The organism is Pseudoalteromonas sp. SCSIO_11900, assembly GCF_000576475.1.
Lineage (GTDB): Bacteria > Pseudomonadota > Gammaproteobacteria > Enterobacterales > Alteromonadaceae > Pseudoalteromonas > Pseudoalteromonas tetraodonis.
The window spans coordinates 529045-544529 of record NZ_KK070025.1 but is presented as its reverse complement, the minus strand read 5'-3'; the positions used below and the strand labels follow the sequence as shown (position 1 = coordinate 544529).

The following is a 15485-nucleotide window of genomic DNA, read 5'->3' as shown; positions in this document are numbered from 1 at the left end:
TCATGGCATCATGGTCAAATAAAGAGTTATTGAGTTTATGTAAATCGAAAATTTCTTGTGAGTAAAAGCTGTTTAATATTGAGCAATGCATTTTTGCAATTCCAGAAAGACTGAAATTAATTGATATTGCGGCTGCTCAAGTTGATTCTAGTGTTAGAAGTGTTATCGAAAGCATGGAGCTAGATGAATATGTTCTAATTGATCAAGTACTCGGTGTTGCTGAAGAAAAAGTAAATATTGAAATATCACATGCTAGATTAAAAGGTCTTATTAATTTAGATTTTATAATTCAAAGCTTACACTGTTGCTGTGAAATGCTTGCTCATTTAATTAATTTAATTCTAATAGGCGATAAGAAAAATCACTACCTTTATACTACCACTGAAAAGTTTTCTAAAAATGGCGACTTTTCCGAGTTGGCAAAAATGATAAGTAAATTATTAGAAAGCGAAGGTTTTAAATATATTGCAGCATATACAAATGAAAGTAAGCACCGGCAATTAATTCAAGTTAGGCTTAACTCTGACGCGATATAAAATCGCTGCTACTAAAGATACTTACTGCTAAAAACAAATTAACTCCCCCCGCAACCCGAACCTCGTAGCTCTTAGCCCGAAGCCCGTACCCTAAGTTAAATTAATCAGAAAATGTTTAAACCAAAAAAGGCGCTTCCAATTAAGGTAAGCGCCTGTTTGTTATTTTAACTGCTTCTTATTTTACGATTTTCATTTCGTCTAATAAGTTTTGTGCGTTATCTACTTTATCCATTACCCACAGCATGTAGCGTGAATCTACATGGATTGAGCGATTTAGCTCTGGGTTGTAATCCCAATCACCAATAATGCTTTCGTACACACCGTCAAACAGTAACCCTACCAGCTCAGCTTTACCATTAAGTGTTGGTGAACCTGAGTTACCGCCAGTCGTGTCAACGTTTGATAAAAAGTTAACCGGTACGGTATTCATGCCACCTGTGTAATCACCATAAAGCTTGGCTTTAATTTGCTCTTGCAGCTTTTTAGGCGCATTAAATGGGTCAACATCGGTGTTTTTAGCCAGCAACCCTTCAAGTGAGGTAAACGGCGTGGCCACTAAACCATCTTGCGGAGAATACCCGCCTACCGTGCCGTAAGTTACACGTAATGTGCTATTTGCATCGGCGTAAACCGGTTTGTTTTGCGCTTTGTTAAAGGCAATAATCGCACTCATTAACTCTGGGCGAGCGGCTTGTAACTTACCTGCAAGGGCTTTTGACTTATCTTCCTCAGCTTTCATTACCGTGAATATGGTTTTTGCATATTGCATGAATGGGTCTTGGCTTTGGTTTAATTGGCTAAGCGTTTGCTCAAATAATGAATTACGTACAATTTCGTTATCAAGCGTTGATTTAGCGTACATTTCATCAAGTAATGCACTTTGTTTTGCTTTATCAAAACCGTTTTCTAAAGCAAAAGCTTTATCAATTTCACTAAAACGCTCTGCTTTAGGTAATGCTGCATATTGCTCTAAAAAGTGCAGTAATATAGCTTTATCTACGTTTGCATCAAAGCGACGTGACATACGCTCTAAACCCGATTTAATACGCGGTAAATCACGTTCTTGATAACCCGATTCACGCTCGCTATTTGGCTTTTGTTTTTCATAAGCTAAACGGTATAAACGACGTGCCGTGCTGATCATTTGTGAACGGTGAACATAGCCTACCATACGGTCGCGCTCACTGTGCTCTTGCGATTGTGCAACAAGTGCTGATAACTCATTAAGTACATTACCGTAGCGCTGTTTACGCTCGCTATCGCTGTTTATCCAGCTTGTAAGTTCTTGTTCAAACTGCTTTTTACGCTCAAACATGGTGCCTTTTTTAAAGCTTTCGATCATCGAACCATAGTTTTTAATGTAGTTGTTATAACCAGCTATGGTGCTTTCGTAAGCAATACGTGCTTTGCTGCCATCTTCTGAGTTTTCTTCAATCAGTGATACGTATTTAGTATTGTGCATACGCGCTTTAGGGTAACTGTCGTTAAATACATAATCGACCTCTGCCGCAATACGGTAACGATTGGTTCGTCCTGGATAGCCAGTCACCATGACAAAATCACCCTCTTGCACGCCTTTAGCACTTACACTTAAGTAAGACTCAGGCACGTACGGTACGTTGTCTTCGCTGTACTCTGCTGGTTTGCCGTCTTTACCTACATAGGCGCGGTAAAAACCAAAATCGCCTGTGTGACGCGGCCACATCCAGTTATCGATATCGCCACCGTATTTACCTACGCCCATAGCAGGTGCATACGCTAAACGTACATCTTTAATTTCCAGCGATTTAATAAGGTAAAACTCTAAACCACCATGAAACGAATATACATTACAACGGTAGCTTTCATCGGCTTCACACTGTGCAACGAGAGCTTTTTGATTTTTTTCTAACGCATCGTAGCGTGCTTTTGCACTTAGCTCGTTAGTGCCGCTAATTACTTTATCAGTCACGTTGGTCACTGTTTCTGTAACGTACACACGCGAACCTGGCGCAGCAGGTAAATCTTCAGCCGGTGTTTTTGCTAAAAAGCCGTTTTCAAGTATGTTGTTTTCAGGTGTTGAATTATATTGCACTGAGCCATAAATACAGTGATGGTTAGTAACAACCAACCCCTTTGGCGAAACAAACGAGGCTGTACAACCGCCTAAGCTAATAACCGCATTCATTGGAAATTCGGTTAATTTTGAAATTGAATCAACACTGATTTCAAGGCCTTTGGCTTTTAAGATTGATTCCAGCTCTGGTAGCTGATGAGGTTGCCACATACCTTCATCGGCATTGGCCGCAGAAGAGAGTGCCAGTGAACAGGTTGCTACCAAAGTGGCAACAAGAGGTTTTAAACGCATTATAGAATCCCTTTTATTATTGAACCTGCAGATTACTCATTAAGTATGAGTAAGGTCAACTGCGCTGAGATAAATTGTTACAATATAGCGCCCAATAAACAAAAAAGGAGCTAAGCTCCTTTTTTAACTGTTGATGATGCGTTGTTTTATTAATCTTTTTTCACATCGTTTGGATGCGCAACACCGATCCATGCTTTAAATAATGCTTTTTGTTCATCAGTGGCATTTTTATTCGCAACCACTTTTTTAGGTTTGTCGAAATCTTCAGACAACACAAGCTCAGTCGCCATTAAGGCATCACGACGAATAAAATCAACAGTGACTTTATCGCCTACTTTAAAGGTTTCTAAGCTGGCTGTTAAGTCTTTACCTACATGCTTTTTATTAATAGCGACGAGTTTATCGTCGGTGGTTAAGCCGCCTTGCCATGCTGCACCATCGCGGCGTACATGGGTAAGCGTAAGTAACTCGCCAGTATTTTTAGTAAATGCATCTAAGCTTGGTGTGGCCTTGGCTTTTTCTGGTAATTCAAAGCTTAAACCTACTTTTGCTAGCAGTGCATCAAAATCAAGGTTGGCTGGTGAGTCAACATTTGCCTGCCACCACGCGCTATAATCACGCCCTGATAGTTGTTTTAAAATAGCCAGTAAGTCTTGCTCAGTAAACCCTGCCGGTAATCTATGCTGCTTATAAAGTTCGTTGTGTACGTCTTTATAGCTAATTTTACCTTGGCTATTTTCAAGTAGGTCGATATCTAACGCCATCGACAATAATGAACCTTCAAGATAAATATTAGTGCTGTAGTTACGTGCGTGATCGCCGCCTTGGTTTATCCATTTATCAAAACTGGTTTCGCTGGCACTTTGCACTTCACGCCCCGGTGTTGTGAGGTGGCGGTTAATGGTTTTGCTTAATACTTTAAAAAATTCATCGGTGGTTTGAATACCCGACCGCACTAATAAATGATCTTCAAAATAGCTGGTAGAGCCCTCTGCTATCCAAAGCAATTTTGAGTAATTAATATTAGTGTAGTCATAGGGCGCAAGCCCTTTTGGACGGTACGTTTTTACATTCCAAGTATGTATAAACTCATGAGCTGCAGTACTTATAAAACCTAAATAGTCTTCACGTTTAGCAAAGCGGTCGCGTGGGCGCTGAATAATCGTTGAGTTTAAGTGCTCAGTTGCCCCGCCTGCGCCTGATGTAGCGTGTACCATAAATACATAACGTTCATACGGGTAGCTGTCCCAAATCACATTGCCGGTAGCCACTAGCTTTTTCAAATCAGTTAGCATCAGTTCAATATCGTAATTACCCTCACCCCATACCACCAGTTCGTACTCACGACCATTAACTTTAAAAGTGCGTAGCTCGTTAATACCGGTTTCGATTGGCGAATCAACTAATACATCGTAGTCACTGGCTTTGAAGCTGTGCTTATTTTTATAATTTTCCATGCCTGACACAGAGCGCCATGCTTTGGGGACGTTTAATTCAACCGTTACTGGCTCTTGGCGAAATGATTCGCTAAACATAAAAAAGCCTGATGCATCAATAAAGGCATGGCTGTCGTCTATATGGCGGGCACGTTTACCTAGCTCATTGGCATAGACTTGGTAATCTATATTTACTTCAGTGGGTTCATTAAAATGAACGCGCCATGTGCTGTGATCAATCTTTTCCCACTTTAATTCATTACCTTCATCATCACTGGCTTTAAAGTAGCGAACGCCATTGGCAAGATTTAAAATTTCATAACGACCAGTGCGCCATGCTGGAAGTTTCACATCTAAGAAAGACTGCGCCGTTTTAGGAAATTCTACGTTCACATCACCTAAATGATGCTCTGGCTGAGAAATGTTTAAAGCGTAATTAACGTCGGCAAATACCGGTGCTGAACAGGCAGCTAAAATTGATAAGGCAAGTAGCTTTTTCATAAAGGCTCTTTTTATATAACGTATTGTTGCCCAAGGTTAACAAGACCCATTTTAAAAGTGAATTAAAAGCGATAAATACACTTATATTTAAGATCGTTCGTATTTTGTTGCTAGGGTCTGTTGACCTTTCAGGATTAAAATTTGTTCAACCTAGGTGCGATTTAATCGCGGCGCGAGATTTGTAACCTAGTGGGCTAAGTAAAAATCGAGCAACAAAGAGTTAATCGCACCTAGGAAGAACCCAAAGGGCAGCGCGCGTTTGGCATTTATGCTGCGTTATCGCCTATTTATGGGGAACAACCACACTACGTAGGCTCTGCCTTGCCTAAAAACCAAACGCACTGCTGCAAAATCAACCTCGAAAGATAAACAGACCCTAAAAACATTAAGTTTTTGATCTCATACCTACTATTAATATGTTTTTGTTGTAAACTAAAACAATAAAGGTATTAAGATAATGGTGTGTAGGTGTCTAGGAGCTCCAATACGGTGGAACAAAAACTAAAGCAAGCAATCGACAGTAGAAAAGTAATAGAAAGCGCACGTAAACATCAAGTGAGTACCCTTTCTAACTTTGCAGCTAAGTTATCTTTAAGCTGTAAAGGACTTGATATTGAGCTTGATAACCGCCTAGCAAAGTTCCGTAGCGCATTAAACAAAGGAATGGATTTTGAAGACTTCTCTCCTTTGGTAGATGATATTTTGGCCTTGCTAAAAAATCAGGAAGCGATTCAACTAGCGCATCAACGCGACCTGTTAACCAGCGTACAAAATGCAGGAAAACAGTTACAACAAACGAAAGGCCTGCCTGACGAAACCCGCAGAACGCTGCGTCATTTATTAGATAACCAACTTGACGATATACAATCGGTGCATGGGTTTATCCCAATATTAAACCAATTGATCACCTTTTATCATCAAGCTTTAATTGCTAAGAGCAATAATACCTTTAAACCACCCAATTTAAGTGTGCTCACTGAAAAGCTGTTTAAATTAGTTAGTGAGCTCGAACTAGAAGAAGAAGCCAACGAATCACTGTATTTAATAAAAAAACGCATTGCTAAAAATAAAGCCGTTGACCAGCTACTTGATGCCGCAATAGATGTGATTACTTTAATTGTTAAAAGTTTTCACGTTGAGCGTGAATCAGCGCAAAGCTTTTTAGCTTCATTAAACCAAACACTTGAAGAGCTGCATCGCTCATTGGTATCAACCAGTGAACACTCTCAATCGATGAATGTTGAATTTGACTTAATAAATAAACGCATTGGTGAAAAGCTAGAAAGTCTAAATACACAAACAAAAAATGCGACCTCAATCACAGCGTTAAAGCAGCTAGTTGAAAACGAGTTACGCTCACTCAGTGCAGATATTTTAGAAAAAGAGCAACTCGAACAAAAAGATCGCAGAATTTTAGTTGCCAGCTTTACACAAATAAATGAAAGAATTAATAGCTTAGAAAACAAAGTCAGTAACTATAAAAAACGTTTAAATGAGCAACGATTTAAAAGCTTACTCGACAGCCTGACAAAACTGCCTAATCGCGCGGCATTTGATGAGCGTTACAACTACGAAATTAATTTATTTAACGAACAACCGTCAGACATAACGCTAGTTGTTATAGACGTCGACCATTTTAAATCAATCAACGATCGATTTGGCCATACTGCGGGCGATATTACTTTACAAGTTATTGCCAAAGCGTTGCAAAAGTCGATTAGGCAATCAGACTTTATTGCACGCTATGGCGGCGAAGAGTTTGTGCTATTAATGCCACGCACTTCACTTGAAAACGCGACAGCGCACCTCAATAAATTAAAACAGTCTATTAAAAAGATACCGTTTAAATTTAAAGACAAACAAATTGAAATTACTGTTTCGATAGGCGCAACCCAATTTAAAGAGGGAGATACCCCTCTAAAAGCATTTGATAGAGCCGATCAAGCTTTATACGATGCTAAAAATTCAGGCCGGGATCGTCTGTGCATTAGTAAATAGTGTTATGCATTTCTACCTTTGAGTACAAGGCATAATTACGCAGTAAATTTACCCAAGAAGTTTCAAGGAGAATGCCGATGCTAATACAGTTAAACCCAACAGGGGTATTAGATTTATTATCGCAGCTAGAAGTAGACCTACTAGAACAGTCATCAACAAGCGAACGCTACAGGTTATTCAGAAATTGTGTTTTAGCTGTGCTTAATGTAGGCAGCCATACCGATGTAAGTAATGATATATACGAAAAACATAAAGATTTTGATATTCGTTTGGTAAGCCGTGAACGCGGTATTAAAATTGAATTAGAGAACCCGCCGCAAACGGCCTTCGTTGACGGGCACATAGTCACCGGCATACATGAGCACATATTTTCGGTTATTCGCGATATCTTATTTATTTGCCAAAAGTATGAAAAAAATCTCAAAGAAACTAAAGCCATTACCCACATGGTTTTTGACATGCTTAGAAATGCCGACGCTCTTAAAGTAAATAGTGAACCTAACATGATTGTATGTTGGGGCGGCCACTCTATTAACGAAATAGAATATAAATACACTAAACAAGTAGGTTACGAATTAGGCTTGCGCGGGTTAAATATTTGTACTGGCTGTGGGCCTGGTGCAATGAAAGGCCCGATGAAAGGCGCCACTATTGGTCATGCCAAACAACGTATAACTAACAACCGTTATTTAGGTTTAACTGAGCCCAGTATTATTGCAGCTGAGCCACCTAACCCGATTGTGAATGAACTGGTTATTTTACCCGATATTGAAAAGCGGCTTGAGGCCTTTGTTCGCACCGCTCATGCCATTATTATTTTTCCTGGTGGTGCAGGCACAGCTGAAGAACTATTGTATTTATTAGGCATTTTGTTACACCCTGAAAACGAAAAGCAATGTTTACCTGTTATTCTTACCGGTCCAAAACAAAGTGAAGCTTACTTTGAGGAGCTGTGTCAATTCATTCATATGACTTTAGGCGATGCAGCCCTAGATAAATTTGAAGTAATTATTGATGACCCTCAATTAGTAAGTCAAAAGTTAAAGTCGGCAATGAATGGTGTACGCGAATACCGTAAAAGCCAAGGGGATGCATATTACTTTAACTGGACCTTGAAAATAGACAGTGATTTTCAGCAACCTTTTTACCCCTCTCATGAGGCTATGGCGTCGCTTGATTTGCACCTTGATCAACCCAAACAACAATTAGCAGCTAATTTACGCCGTGCGTTTTCGGGAATAGTGGCGGGAAATGTAAAAGAAGAAGGTTTACATGCGATTAAAAAATACGGCCCGTATGTCCTCAGTGGCGAGCCTGATTTAATGAAAGCAATGGACACACTTTTACAAGCGTTTGTAGAACAAGGTAGAATGAAGCTCCCTGGCAGTAAGTATATTCCTTGTTATACAATAAAAGCGTGAGTTTATAATTGAATCCCCATTTACTTCTTATTGATGCGCTTAATTTAATTAGACGCATCTATGCTGTTGATGCTAACCAAACGCATCACAGCGACGAACATATGTTAAAAGCATGCTGCGCTCGAGTAGCACATGCCTGCAAAAAACTCATAACAACCACTAATGCAACCCATGCAATTGCTGTATTTGATGGCGATAAAAGTTGGCGCTATCACTTTTACAAAGATTACAAACATTCGCGCGCCCCGATGCCACAAACGTTAAAAGAAGCCTTGCCACATTTTAAAGCGGCCATTGAAGAAACCGGCATTGTGGTATTTGAGCCGACTAACGATGAAGCCGATGATATTATTGCAACATTAGCCCATAAAGCCGCCAACAATCAGATAAACAACACTATTGTCTCTACCGATAAAGGGTTTTTACCGCATTTAAATGAGCAAATTGAAGTGTATGATTACTTTAAAAAGCAACAGCTCACACAGCAGCATATCCAAGAACGTTTTGGCGTAGCACAACACAAACTAATAGACTTTTGGGCTCTGGCAGGAGACAAAACCAATGACATTCCAGGTGTTAAAGGCATTGGTGTTAAATCGGCGCAACAATTGGTGAATCAGTACAACACTCTCGAAGAGGCATTAAGCGATGAATCATTAAGTGCGCGCTTACAAAAAAAGCTTGCTGATGATATGGATATGTTTGTGATTTCTAAACAACTGGTGAGTTTGCGTACTGATATCCACTTAGGCTTTAGTTTAAAGCAGTTAAGGCTTAATTAGTCGCAAGTTAATGGCACTGAACGATCGCAATACGTATACTAGTAATAGTTATCTTGGTCTGGGTAGGCAATGTTTAAGAAGTTTTTTAGGTATTTGATATTGGGATTAGGTTTATATGCATTAATAGCCACGTCGGTTATTATGTTTTATAAAGACGATCCACAAGCAATGATTTGGCAAGACCGCGAAGCATTCAATAAACGCTATATTGAAAAACTGCGCTTAGAAGATGCTTTTACGCTAAATGCTGTGCTTGAATATTTAGGCAGCCCAGATTTAACCTACGCCAAGCGCGATGGTGAACAGGTGTGGCAAGTTTTATTTTATCGTACACAACATAAAACCTCGGATGGCATTACCACCATGGATGAATGTACCGGGTTATTATTTAAAAACGGCCAACTAATAATGTGGGGCCCAAGTGCTTATGAAAAATACCTTGAGCAAAATGATGGAACAATTTAATGGAAGCACCACTGTCGGGTAACCTAAACAAGCTACTCGAAAGCACACAGTTGCTTTTAAGTTCACATAATAATAAAAACCAGTGGCATACTTTTTATCCGATTGTTTGTAAACTTGCAGAGCAATACGCAGCGTTATATAAACAAAACCCAGCAGCGTTACAAGCTCAGCTCAATTTGTATAAAACACACTATAGCTTTGCAACCAATGTAGTGGTTAATCAATGTGTTTTAACTTGTGCATTAAGTGCTAGCCAAAATTACGATAAACACTTAACAGAGCTTTATATCAGTGCCTCATTGGTGGAACACCTTTGTGTTGCTGATCAGTTGAATAAACTAGCCCAACAGCAAACATTTACTAATACCGACACTAAAATGTGGCAGTTACGCCATAAACTCGCAGCCAAAGTGATATTGACATCACAACAACCAGCACATCAAATTGCCCATATTTTAGCTAAACTAGCCAAATACAAACACGCATTATTAAACACGCCTAAAATCATGCTTTATGACGGAGCCAGTGTATTGGTTGCTTTGGCAAATATTTTGGCGCTTAACGTAACCTGCAACGCAAAACAGCAGCATATTAGTTTTTATAAAGCAGTAGCTGATTTGTACATAAGAACCCCCAACACATTTGCACAGAGACTATTAAAAGACTTAGTGGCACACGTTGGACAATATGTACCAGGTAGCCAAGTGGTTTATGCGGACCAAACAATGATTTATTTGGCTACAGATTCGGCAGGCCGTCATATTATCGTTAATAATGCCAATACAAAAATGGCCTGGTATCGAATAAAAGCATCATTAGAGGATGGCTCAAAGGCATGGCCGTGTAATGACGATCGCTTGTTTTTAAAAGTTTGGGACAGTGAATACCTGCATATTGTTCATAAGAGTGACAATACACAGTCCTCTTTGTACGAATTAGTTAAACGAATAAAAAACCAACAAGAGTACAATTACAAAGCATTAAATACATTACTTACCCCTTATCCTAATGTTATAAAATCAGTGTGCCATGCAGTAAAACAGTATAATAAAGAGCTGCAACCGGCAAAAGATTTAAGGCATAGCTTGTCTATGGTGGGTTACGATAAGGCCCCTGCGATTATTCAAGGCATGGTTTTCGAGCAGTTGGTAAATAGTATTGCCCATCCTTTACATACATTTTTGTGTACCCGCATGGGTTGTTTAGTCAACATTGTAGAGCTGTTAGTAAAACACGATAAAAATTTGCAAAGTGAACGCATTAGTTTGAGCCTATATGCCTATTTATATTATCTATTAATTAATTACAGCCCAGAAGTTTCTAGAAAAATCACCCTAGACCAAACACCGAATAAATCCTTAGATACGCCAATATGCACATTTTTTGGCATAAACAATGTTGATACCCCTCATTTAACTAATGAGCTTAATGAATTACTTAGTAGCGACCCCTGGGCAATAGCGTTATTAAAAGCTGAAACATTGCCTAAAAAGCAGCTCGATGATAGCGCTAAGTTGTGGGCAGCTTTAAAAGTTGTAGCCCAGCGCGTACTTAAACCTAACCAGCCATTAACAGCATGGCAACAGCAGATATTAAATCAACAACTCACCCGCCATGGCTGGAAAAGTGAGGCCATTTTTTATCAATCCCTGCAGCAATTAGGTCTGCACAATAGTATTTAGCTGACTTATTATAATTATAAATTTAATTTATACCCTGTATTTGCAGTATAAACTGGCAAAATGTTCAATAAATTGGTATAAATGCCGGCTTAAATTTAGCACCCCTGTCATATAAGTAGTCTAAACTCTGTGAGTATTTTTTATTTATGTGTGTATCCAAATCTTTAAAGGAAAAGTTCATGGCCAAACAAACCATAACAGTGATCAAAGGCGACGGCATCGGCCCAAGCATTATCGACTCAGCACTTGAAATACTAAAAGCCGCAGGATGCGATTTTGATTATGAATTTGTTGACGCTGGCCTCGCTGCGCTTGAAAAAACGGGCGAATTGCTTCCACAAGAAACAATTGACACGATTGCTAAAAATAAAATCACTTTAAAAGGTCCATTAACGACCCCTGTAGGCGAAGGCTTTACATCAATCAATGTAACACTTCGTAAACAGTTTGGTTTATACGCTAATGTTCGTCCTGTTAAGTCGTTCGCAGGTACTAAAGCACGTTACGATGACATTGATATTATTACTGTTCGTGAAAATACCCAAGGTATGTACTCAGGTGCAGGTCAAGTAGTGAGTGCTGATGGCAACGAAGCTGAGGCAATGTCTGTTATCACGCGTGAAGGCGCTGAAAAAATCGTTACTTTTGCATACGAGCTAGCTGTACGCGAAGGCCGTAAAAAAGTAACCGCTGTTCATAAAGCAAATATTTTAAAATCAACATCGGGTTTGTTCTTAAAAGTTGCTCGTGAAGTGGCTGAACGTTACCCTGAGATTGAATCAACTGAAATGATTGTTGATGCAACCTGTATGAAACTAGTAATGACACCGGAAGAGTTTGACGTAATTGTAACGACTAACCTATTCGGCGATATTTTATCTGATTTATGTGCTGGTTTAGTTGGTGGTTTAGGCATGGCGCCTGGTGCTAACATTGGTGAAAATGCGGCTATCTTTGAAGCTGTTCACGGTAGCGCACCTGATATTGCAGGTAAAAACCTAGCAAATCCAACGTCAGTTATTTTAGCGTCTATTCAAATGCTAGAGCATTTAAATATGGGCGATACGGCAGAGCGCATTCGTAGCGCAGTGGCTGATGTAATTAAATCAGGCGACCGTACTACTCGCGATTTAGGCGGCAGCCATGGTACAACTGACTTCACTCAGTCAGTAATCGACCGTCTGTAACAAGTATAATTGAATTATAAAGCCAACATCTGTTGGCTTTTTTTATGCCTGCTCAAAACCGCCTGTATCACTTTAATGTAATTAATGTGTATTTAAGCTCCCTACTCCTTAAAATTAAAAATGCATAATTTCTGCTTTTAACGTGAGAATACTTCATAGCAATTAGAATTTAAGATTAAAAAAGATATAAAAATGAATTTTTAATCCAAAAACTTTAGTTTTGGGTTGACATGAGCGCGCAAAAGCCTTAAAAATAACCACATACAAAAATTGTAATTTAAACAGCATTTTATTTTAAAGAGCACCACATTATGAACACACAATTTCGTCTTTTAGTCTTACTCGTACTGGTCTTAGTGATAAGCCCAGCGGGGATGTATTAAAAGGTGAAACATGCTTTTTTAAACCCTCGCACTACGCGGGGGTTTTTTTTTGCATAAATCAGTCAACAGAGGAATGAGGATGAGTAAACAAGAATATAATGGCTCTGAATTGGTTGTTAAGTCATTAAAAGAGTTAAACGTTAAGTATATATTCGGTTACCCCGGTGGCTCAGTATTAGACTTATATGATGCGCTATTTCAGCAAGATGATATTGAACATATTTTAGTCCGTCACGAACAGGCCGCCACACACATGGCCGATGGTTACGCAAGAGCAACCGGTGAAGTCGGTGTTGTACTTGCCACTTCTGGACCAGGGGCAACAAACTGTGTAACAGGCATAGCAACTGCGTATATGGATTCTATTCCGATGGTGGTGTTATCAGGTCAAGTGCCAACCAACTTAATTGGTGATGACGCGTTTCAAGAAACGGATATTGTTGGCTGCTCTCGTCCGATTGTAAAGCATAGCTTTAATTGTAGAAGCGCTAGTGAAATTCCCAATATTCTTGCTAAAGCCTTTTATATTGCCAGCTCAGGTCGCCCAGGCCCAGTTGTCGTTGAACTTCCTAAAGACATGCTTAATCCTGAGCTAACCTTTGCTTACAACTTTCCAGCGGCAACAGAACTCAGAACCTACAACCCTAATACCAAGGGTCACTCTAAACAAATTCGTAAGGCCGTTGCTGCTATTTTAGAAGCGAAAAAGCTGGTTATTTATTCTGGTGGCGGAATTGTGCTTTCAAATACATCAGAGCAACTAACCCACTTAGTCGAATCGCTTAATGCACCTATTACCAATACCCTAATGGGACTAGGCGGTATATCAGGCATTCATCCTAACTTTATTGGTATGTTGGGTATGCACGGTACATTAGAAGCAAATAAAGCCATGGCCTATGCTGATGTTATTTTAGCCCTTGGCGCAAGATTCGATGATCGGGTTACCAATAACGTACAAAAGTTTTGCCCTAATGCCACTATCGTGCATGTAGATGTCGATCCGACTTCAATTTCCAAAACCATAAAAGCACATATTCCGGTTGTTGGCTGTTTAGCCACGGTACTTGAACAGTTACAAACTGCTATAGATAAAAGCCCAATAAAAATAGACCGCAGTGCACAAGAAGATTGGTGGCGACAGGTGATCAGTTGGCGCGAACAAAAATGCTTAAACTACAATACCGATGGCGATAAAATTAAACCTCAAGCAGTTATAGAGGCTATTTATAAAGCGACTAATGGTGATGCTTATGTCAGTTCAGATGTGGGCCAACACCAAATGTTTGCGGCGCAGTATTATCCATTTAAGCACCCTCGTCAGTGGATCAACTCAGGCGGCTTAGGCACCATGGGCTTTGGTTTACCGGCTGCAATGGGGGTTAAGCTCGCCTTTCCTGATAAAGAGTCTTTATGTGTGACTGGCGACGGCTCTATTCAAATGAACATTCAAGAGCTTTCTACCTGTTTACAATACAACTTAGCGGTAAAAGTGATCTCGTTAAATAACCGTTCACTAGGTATGGTTAGACAATGGCAAGATATGATTTATGGCGGCAGACACTCCTCTTCCTATATGGAATCACTTCCTGACTTTGTAAAACTTGTACAAAGCTACGGCCATGTAGGAATACGAGTCAATACACTGGATGAATTACAGCCAGCAATAGACAAAGCCATGTCGATAACCGATAGATTAGTGTTTTTAGATATTTTAGTAGACGAAAAAGAACATGTTTACCCGATGCAAATTAAGCACGGTGGCATCGATGAAATGTGGTTAAGAAAAGGAGTAAAGGCATAATGCGTCGTATATTATCTATATTATTAGAAAATGAACCCGGTGCGTTATCACGTATAGTGGGGCTTTTTTCTCAACGAGCTTACAACATTGATAGTTTAACTGTTGGAACCACTGATGATGAATCACTCTCGCGTATTACTGTCACCACTAAAGGCGATGATAGAATTGTTGAGCAAATCACCAAACAGGTAAATAAACTGGTCGATGTACTTAAGGTGATTGATTTAACCGAAATGAGCCACATAGAGCGCGAACTGTTATTAGTAAAAGTATTTGCTCAAGATGAAGCTACGCGAGCTGCTGTAACGCGGGTTGTAGATGTATTTCAGGGCGCTATTTTAGATATGGGCCGTCAAAGTTACAGCCTACAATTGGTAAGCAGTACCGATAAAATAGAGTCGTTTTTAGATACCTTACGTCATGAAACAGACATTATAGAAGTGGTTCGCTCTGGCGCGGTCGGCATTGGTCGCGGAGATAAGGCGCTTAAAGCTAAATAAGCGTTAAATTTACGGCAAAAAAAAGGGCTTAATAGCCCTTTTATTATTTTTATAAACCTAAACCTTATAGGTTTACTTGGTCTTTAAGACCTTTACCTGGTTTAAAGCTTGGAATAGTCGCTGCTGAAATTTGGATTTCTGCACCTGTTTGTGGGTTACGGCCTGTACGAGCAGCACGTTCTTTAACTGAAAAAGTACCAAAACCAACTAATGCAACAGAGTTGCCTTCTTTTAGTGAAGAAGTTACAGCGCCTGTGAATGCATCAAGTGCACGTGTAGCGGCTGCTTTAGAGATTTCTGCGTCAGTAGAGATTTTTTCAACTAGTTGAGCTTTGTTCATTATTAGATTCCTATTCGTTATTATTTTGCCTTCGCAAATCCTATCTTTATGCATTTTCGAAGAGTTAGCAACAGCAAATTACGTTTTTTAACTTAAATACTAA

At 39.6% G+C, this 15485-nt stretch carries 12 protein-coding genes; 9 read left to right on the top strand and 3 right to left on the bottom strand.

What is annotated here, in order from left to right; genetic code table 11:
• Window positions 1–173: 173 nt before the first annotated feature.
• Window positions 174–536, top strand: coding sequence for a hypothetical protein (locus BG00_RS16645; RefSeq protein WP_036983995.1), 363 nt, complete (start codon window positions 174–176; stop codon window positions 534–536).
• Window positions 537–711: 175 nt separating this feature from the next.
• Here BG00_RS16645 and BG00_RS16640 read toward each other — a convergent pair whose 3' ends face one another.
• On the bottom strand, window positions 712–2883 hold the full coding sequence (locus BG00_RS16640) for a S46 family peptidase (RefSeq protein ID WP_036983994.1): 2172 nt from the start codon (window positions 2881–2883) through the stop codon (window positions 712–714).
• Window positions 2884–3032: 149 nt separating this feature from the next.
• Entirely contained in the window at window positions 3033–4820 is a 1788-nt protein-coding gene (locus BG00_RS16635) for a M61 family metallopeptidase (protein ID WP_036983993.1), read from the bottom strand.
• 489 nt (window positions 4821–5309) lie between these two features.
• Between BG00_RS16635 and BG00_RS16630 the strand changes: the two genes are divergently transcribed.
• From BG00_RS16630 to ilvN, 8 genes are all read left to right on the top strand, one after another.
• Entirely contained in the window at window positions 5310–6818 is a 1509-nt protein-coding gene (locus BG00_RS16630) for a GGDEF domain-containing protein (protein ID WP_081762936.1), read from the top strand.
• A gap of 77 nt (window positions 6819–6895) precedes the next feature.
• The gene (gene ppnN / locus BG00_RS16625) at window positions 6896–8239 is read left to right on the top strand and encodes a nucleotide 5'-monophosphate nucleosidase PpnN (RefSeq protein ID WP_036983991.1); all 1344 of its coding nucleotides are present in this window, start codon (window positions 6896–6898) and stop codon (window positions 8237–8239) included.
• A gap of 8 nt (window positions 8240–8247) precedes the next feature.
• Window positions 8248–9021, top strand: a complete 774-nt coding sequence (xni, locus tag BG00_RS16620; RefSeq protein WP_013463270.1) for a flap endonuclease Xni — start codon at window positions 8248–8250, stop codon at window positions 9019–9021.
• Between the two features lie 69 nt (window positions 9022–9090).
• Window positions 9091–9486 (top strand): DUF3192 domain-containing protein, encoded by a 396-nt coding sequence (locus BG00_RS16615; protein ID WP_036983990.1) that lies wholly within the window; start codon window positions 9091–9093, stop codon window positions 9484–9486.
• Complete coding sequence (locus BG00_RS16610; protein ID WP_036983989.1) at window positions 9486–11168, top strand: hypothetical protein; 1683 nt, start codon at window positions 9486–9488, stop codon at window positions 11166–11168. Before BG00_RS16615 ends, BG00_RS16610 begins: the two co-directional genes overlap by 1 nt.
• Before the next feature lie 179 nt (window positions 11169–11347).
• The gene (locus BG00_RS16605; RefSeq protein ID WP_036983988.1) at window positions 11348–12355 is read left to right on the top strand and encodes an isocitrate dehydrogenase; all 1008 of its coding nucleotides are present in this window, start codon (window positions 11348–11350) and stop codon (window positions 12353–12355) included.
• A gap of 462 nt (window positions 12356–12817) precedes the next feature.
• Window positions 12818–14542: an acetolactate synthase 3 large subunit gene (locus tag BG00_RS16600; protein ID WP_036983987.1), complete on the top strand. Its 1725-nt coding sequence runs from the start codon at window positions 12818–12820 to the stop codon at window positions 14540–14542.
• A complete protein-coding gene (gene ilvN, locus BG00_RS16595; protein ID WP_013463265.1) occupies window positions 14542–15042 on the top strand; it encodes an acetolactate synthase small subunit in 501 nt (166 codons plus the stop codon). The genes BG00_RS16600 and ilvN overlap by 1 nt, the downstream gene beginning before the upstream one ends.
• 64 nt (window positions 15043–15106) lie before the next feature.
• Here the strand turns inward: ilvN and BG00_RS16590 are convergent, their stop codons facing one another.
• Window positions 15107–15382, bottom strand: coding sequence for an HU family DNA-binding protein (locus BG00_RS16590; protein WP_008112559.1), 276 nt, complete (start codon window positions 15380–15382; stop codon window positions 15107–15109).
• Window positions 15383–15485 lie beyond the last annotated feature (103 nt).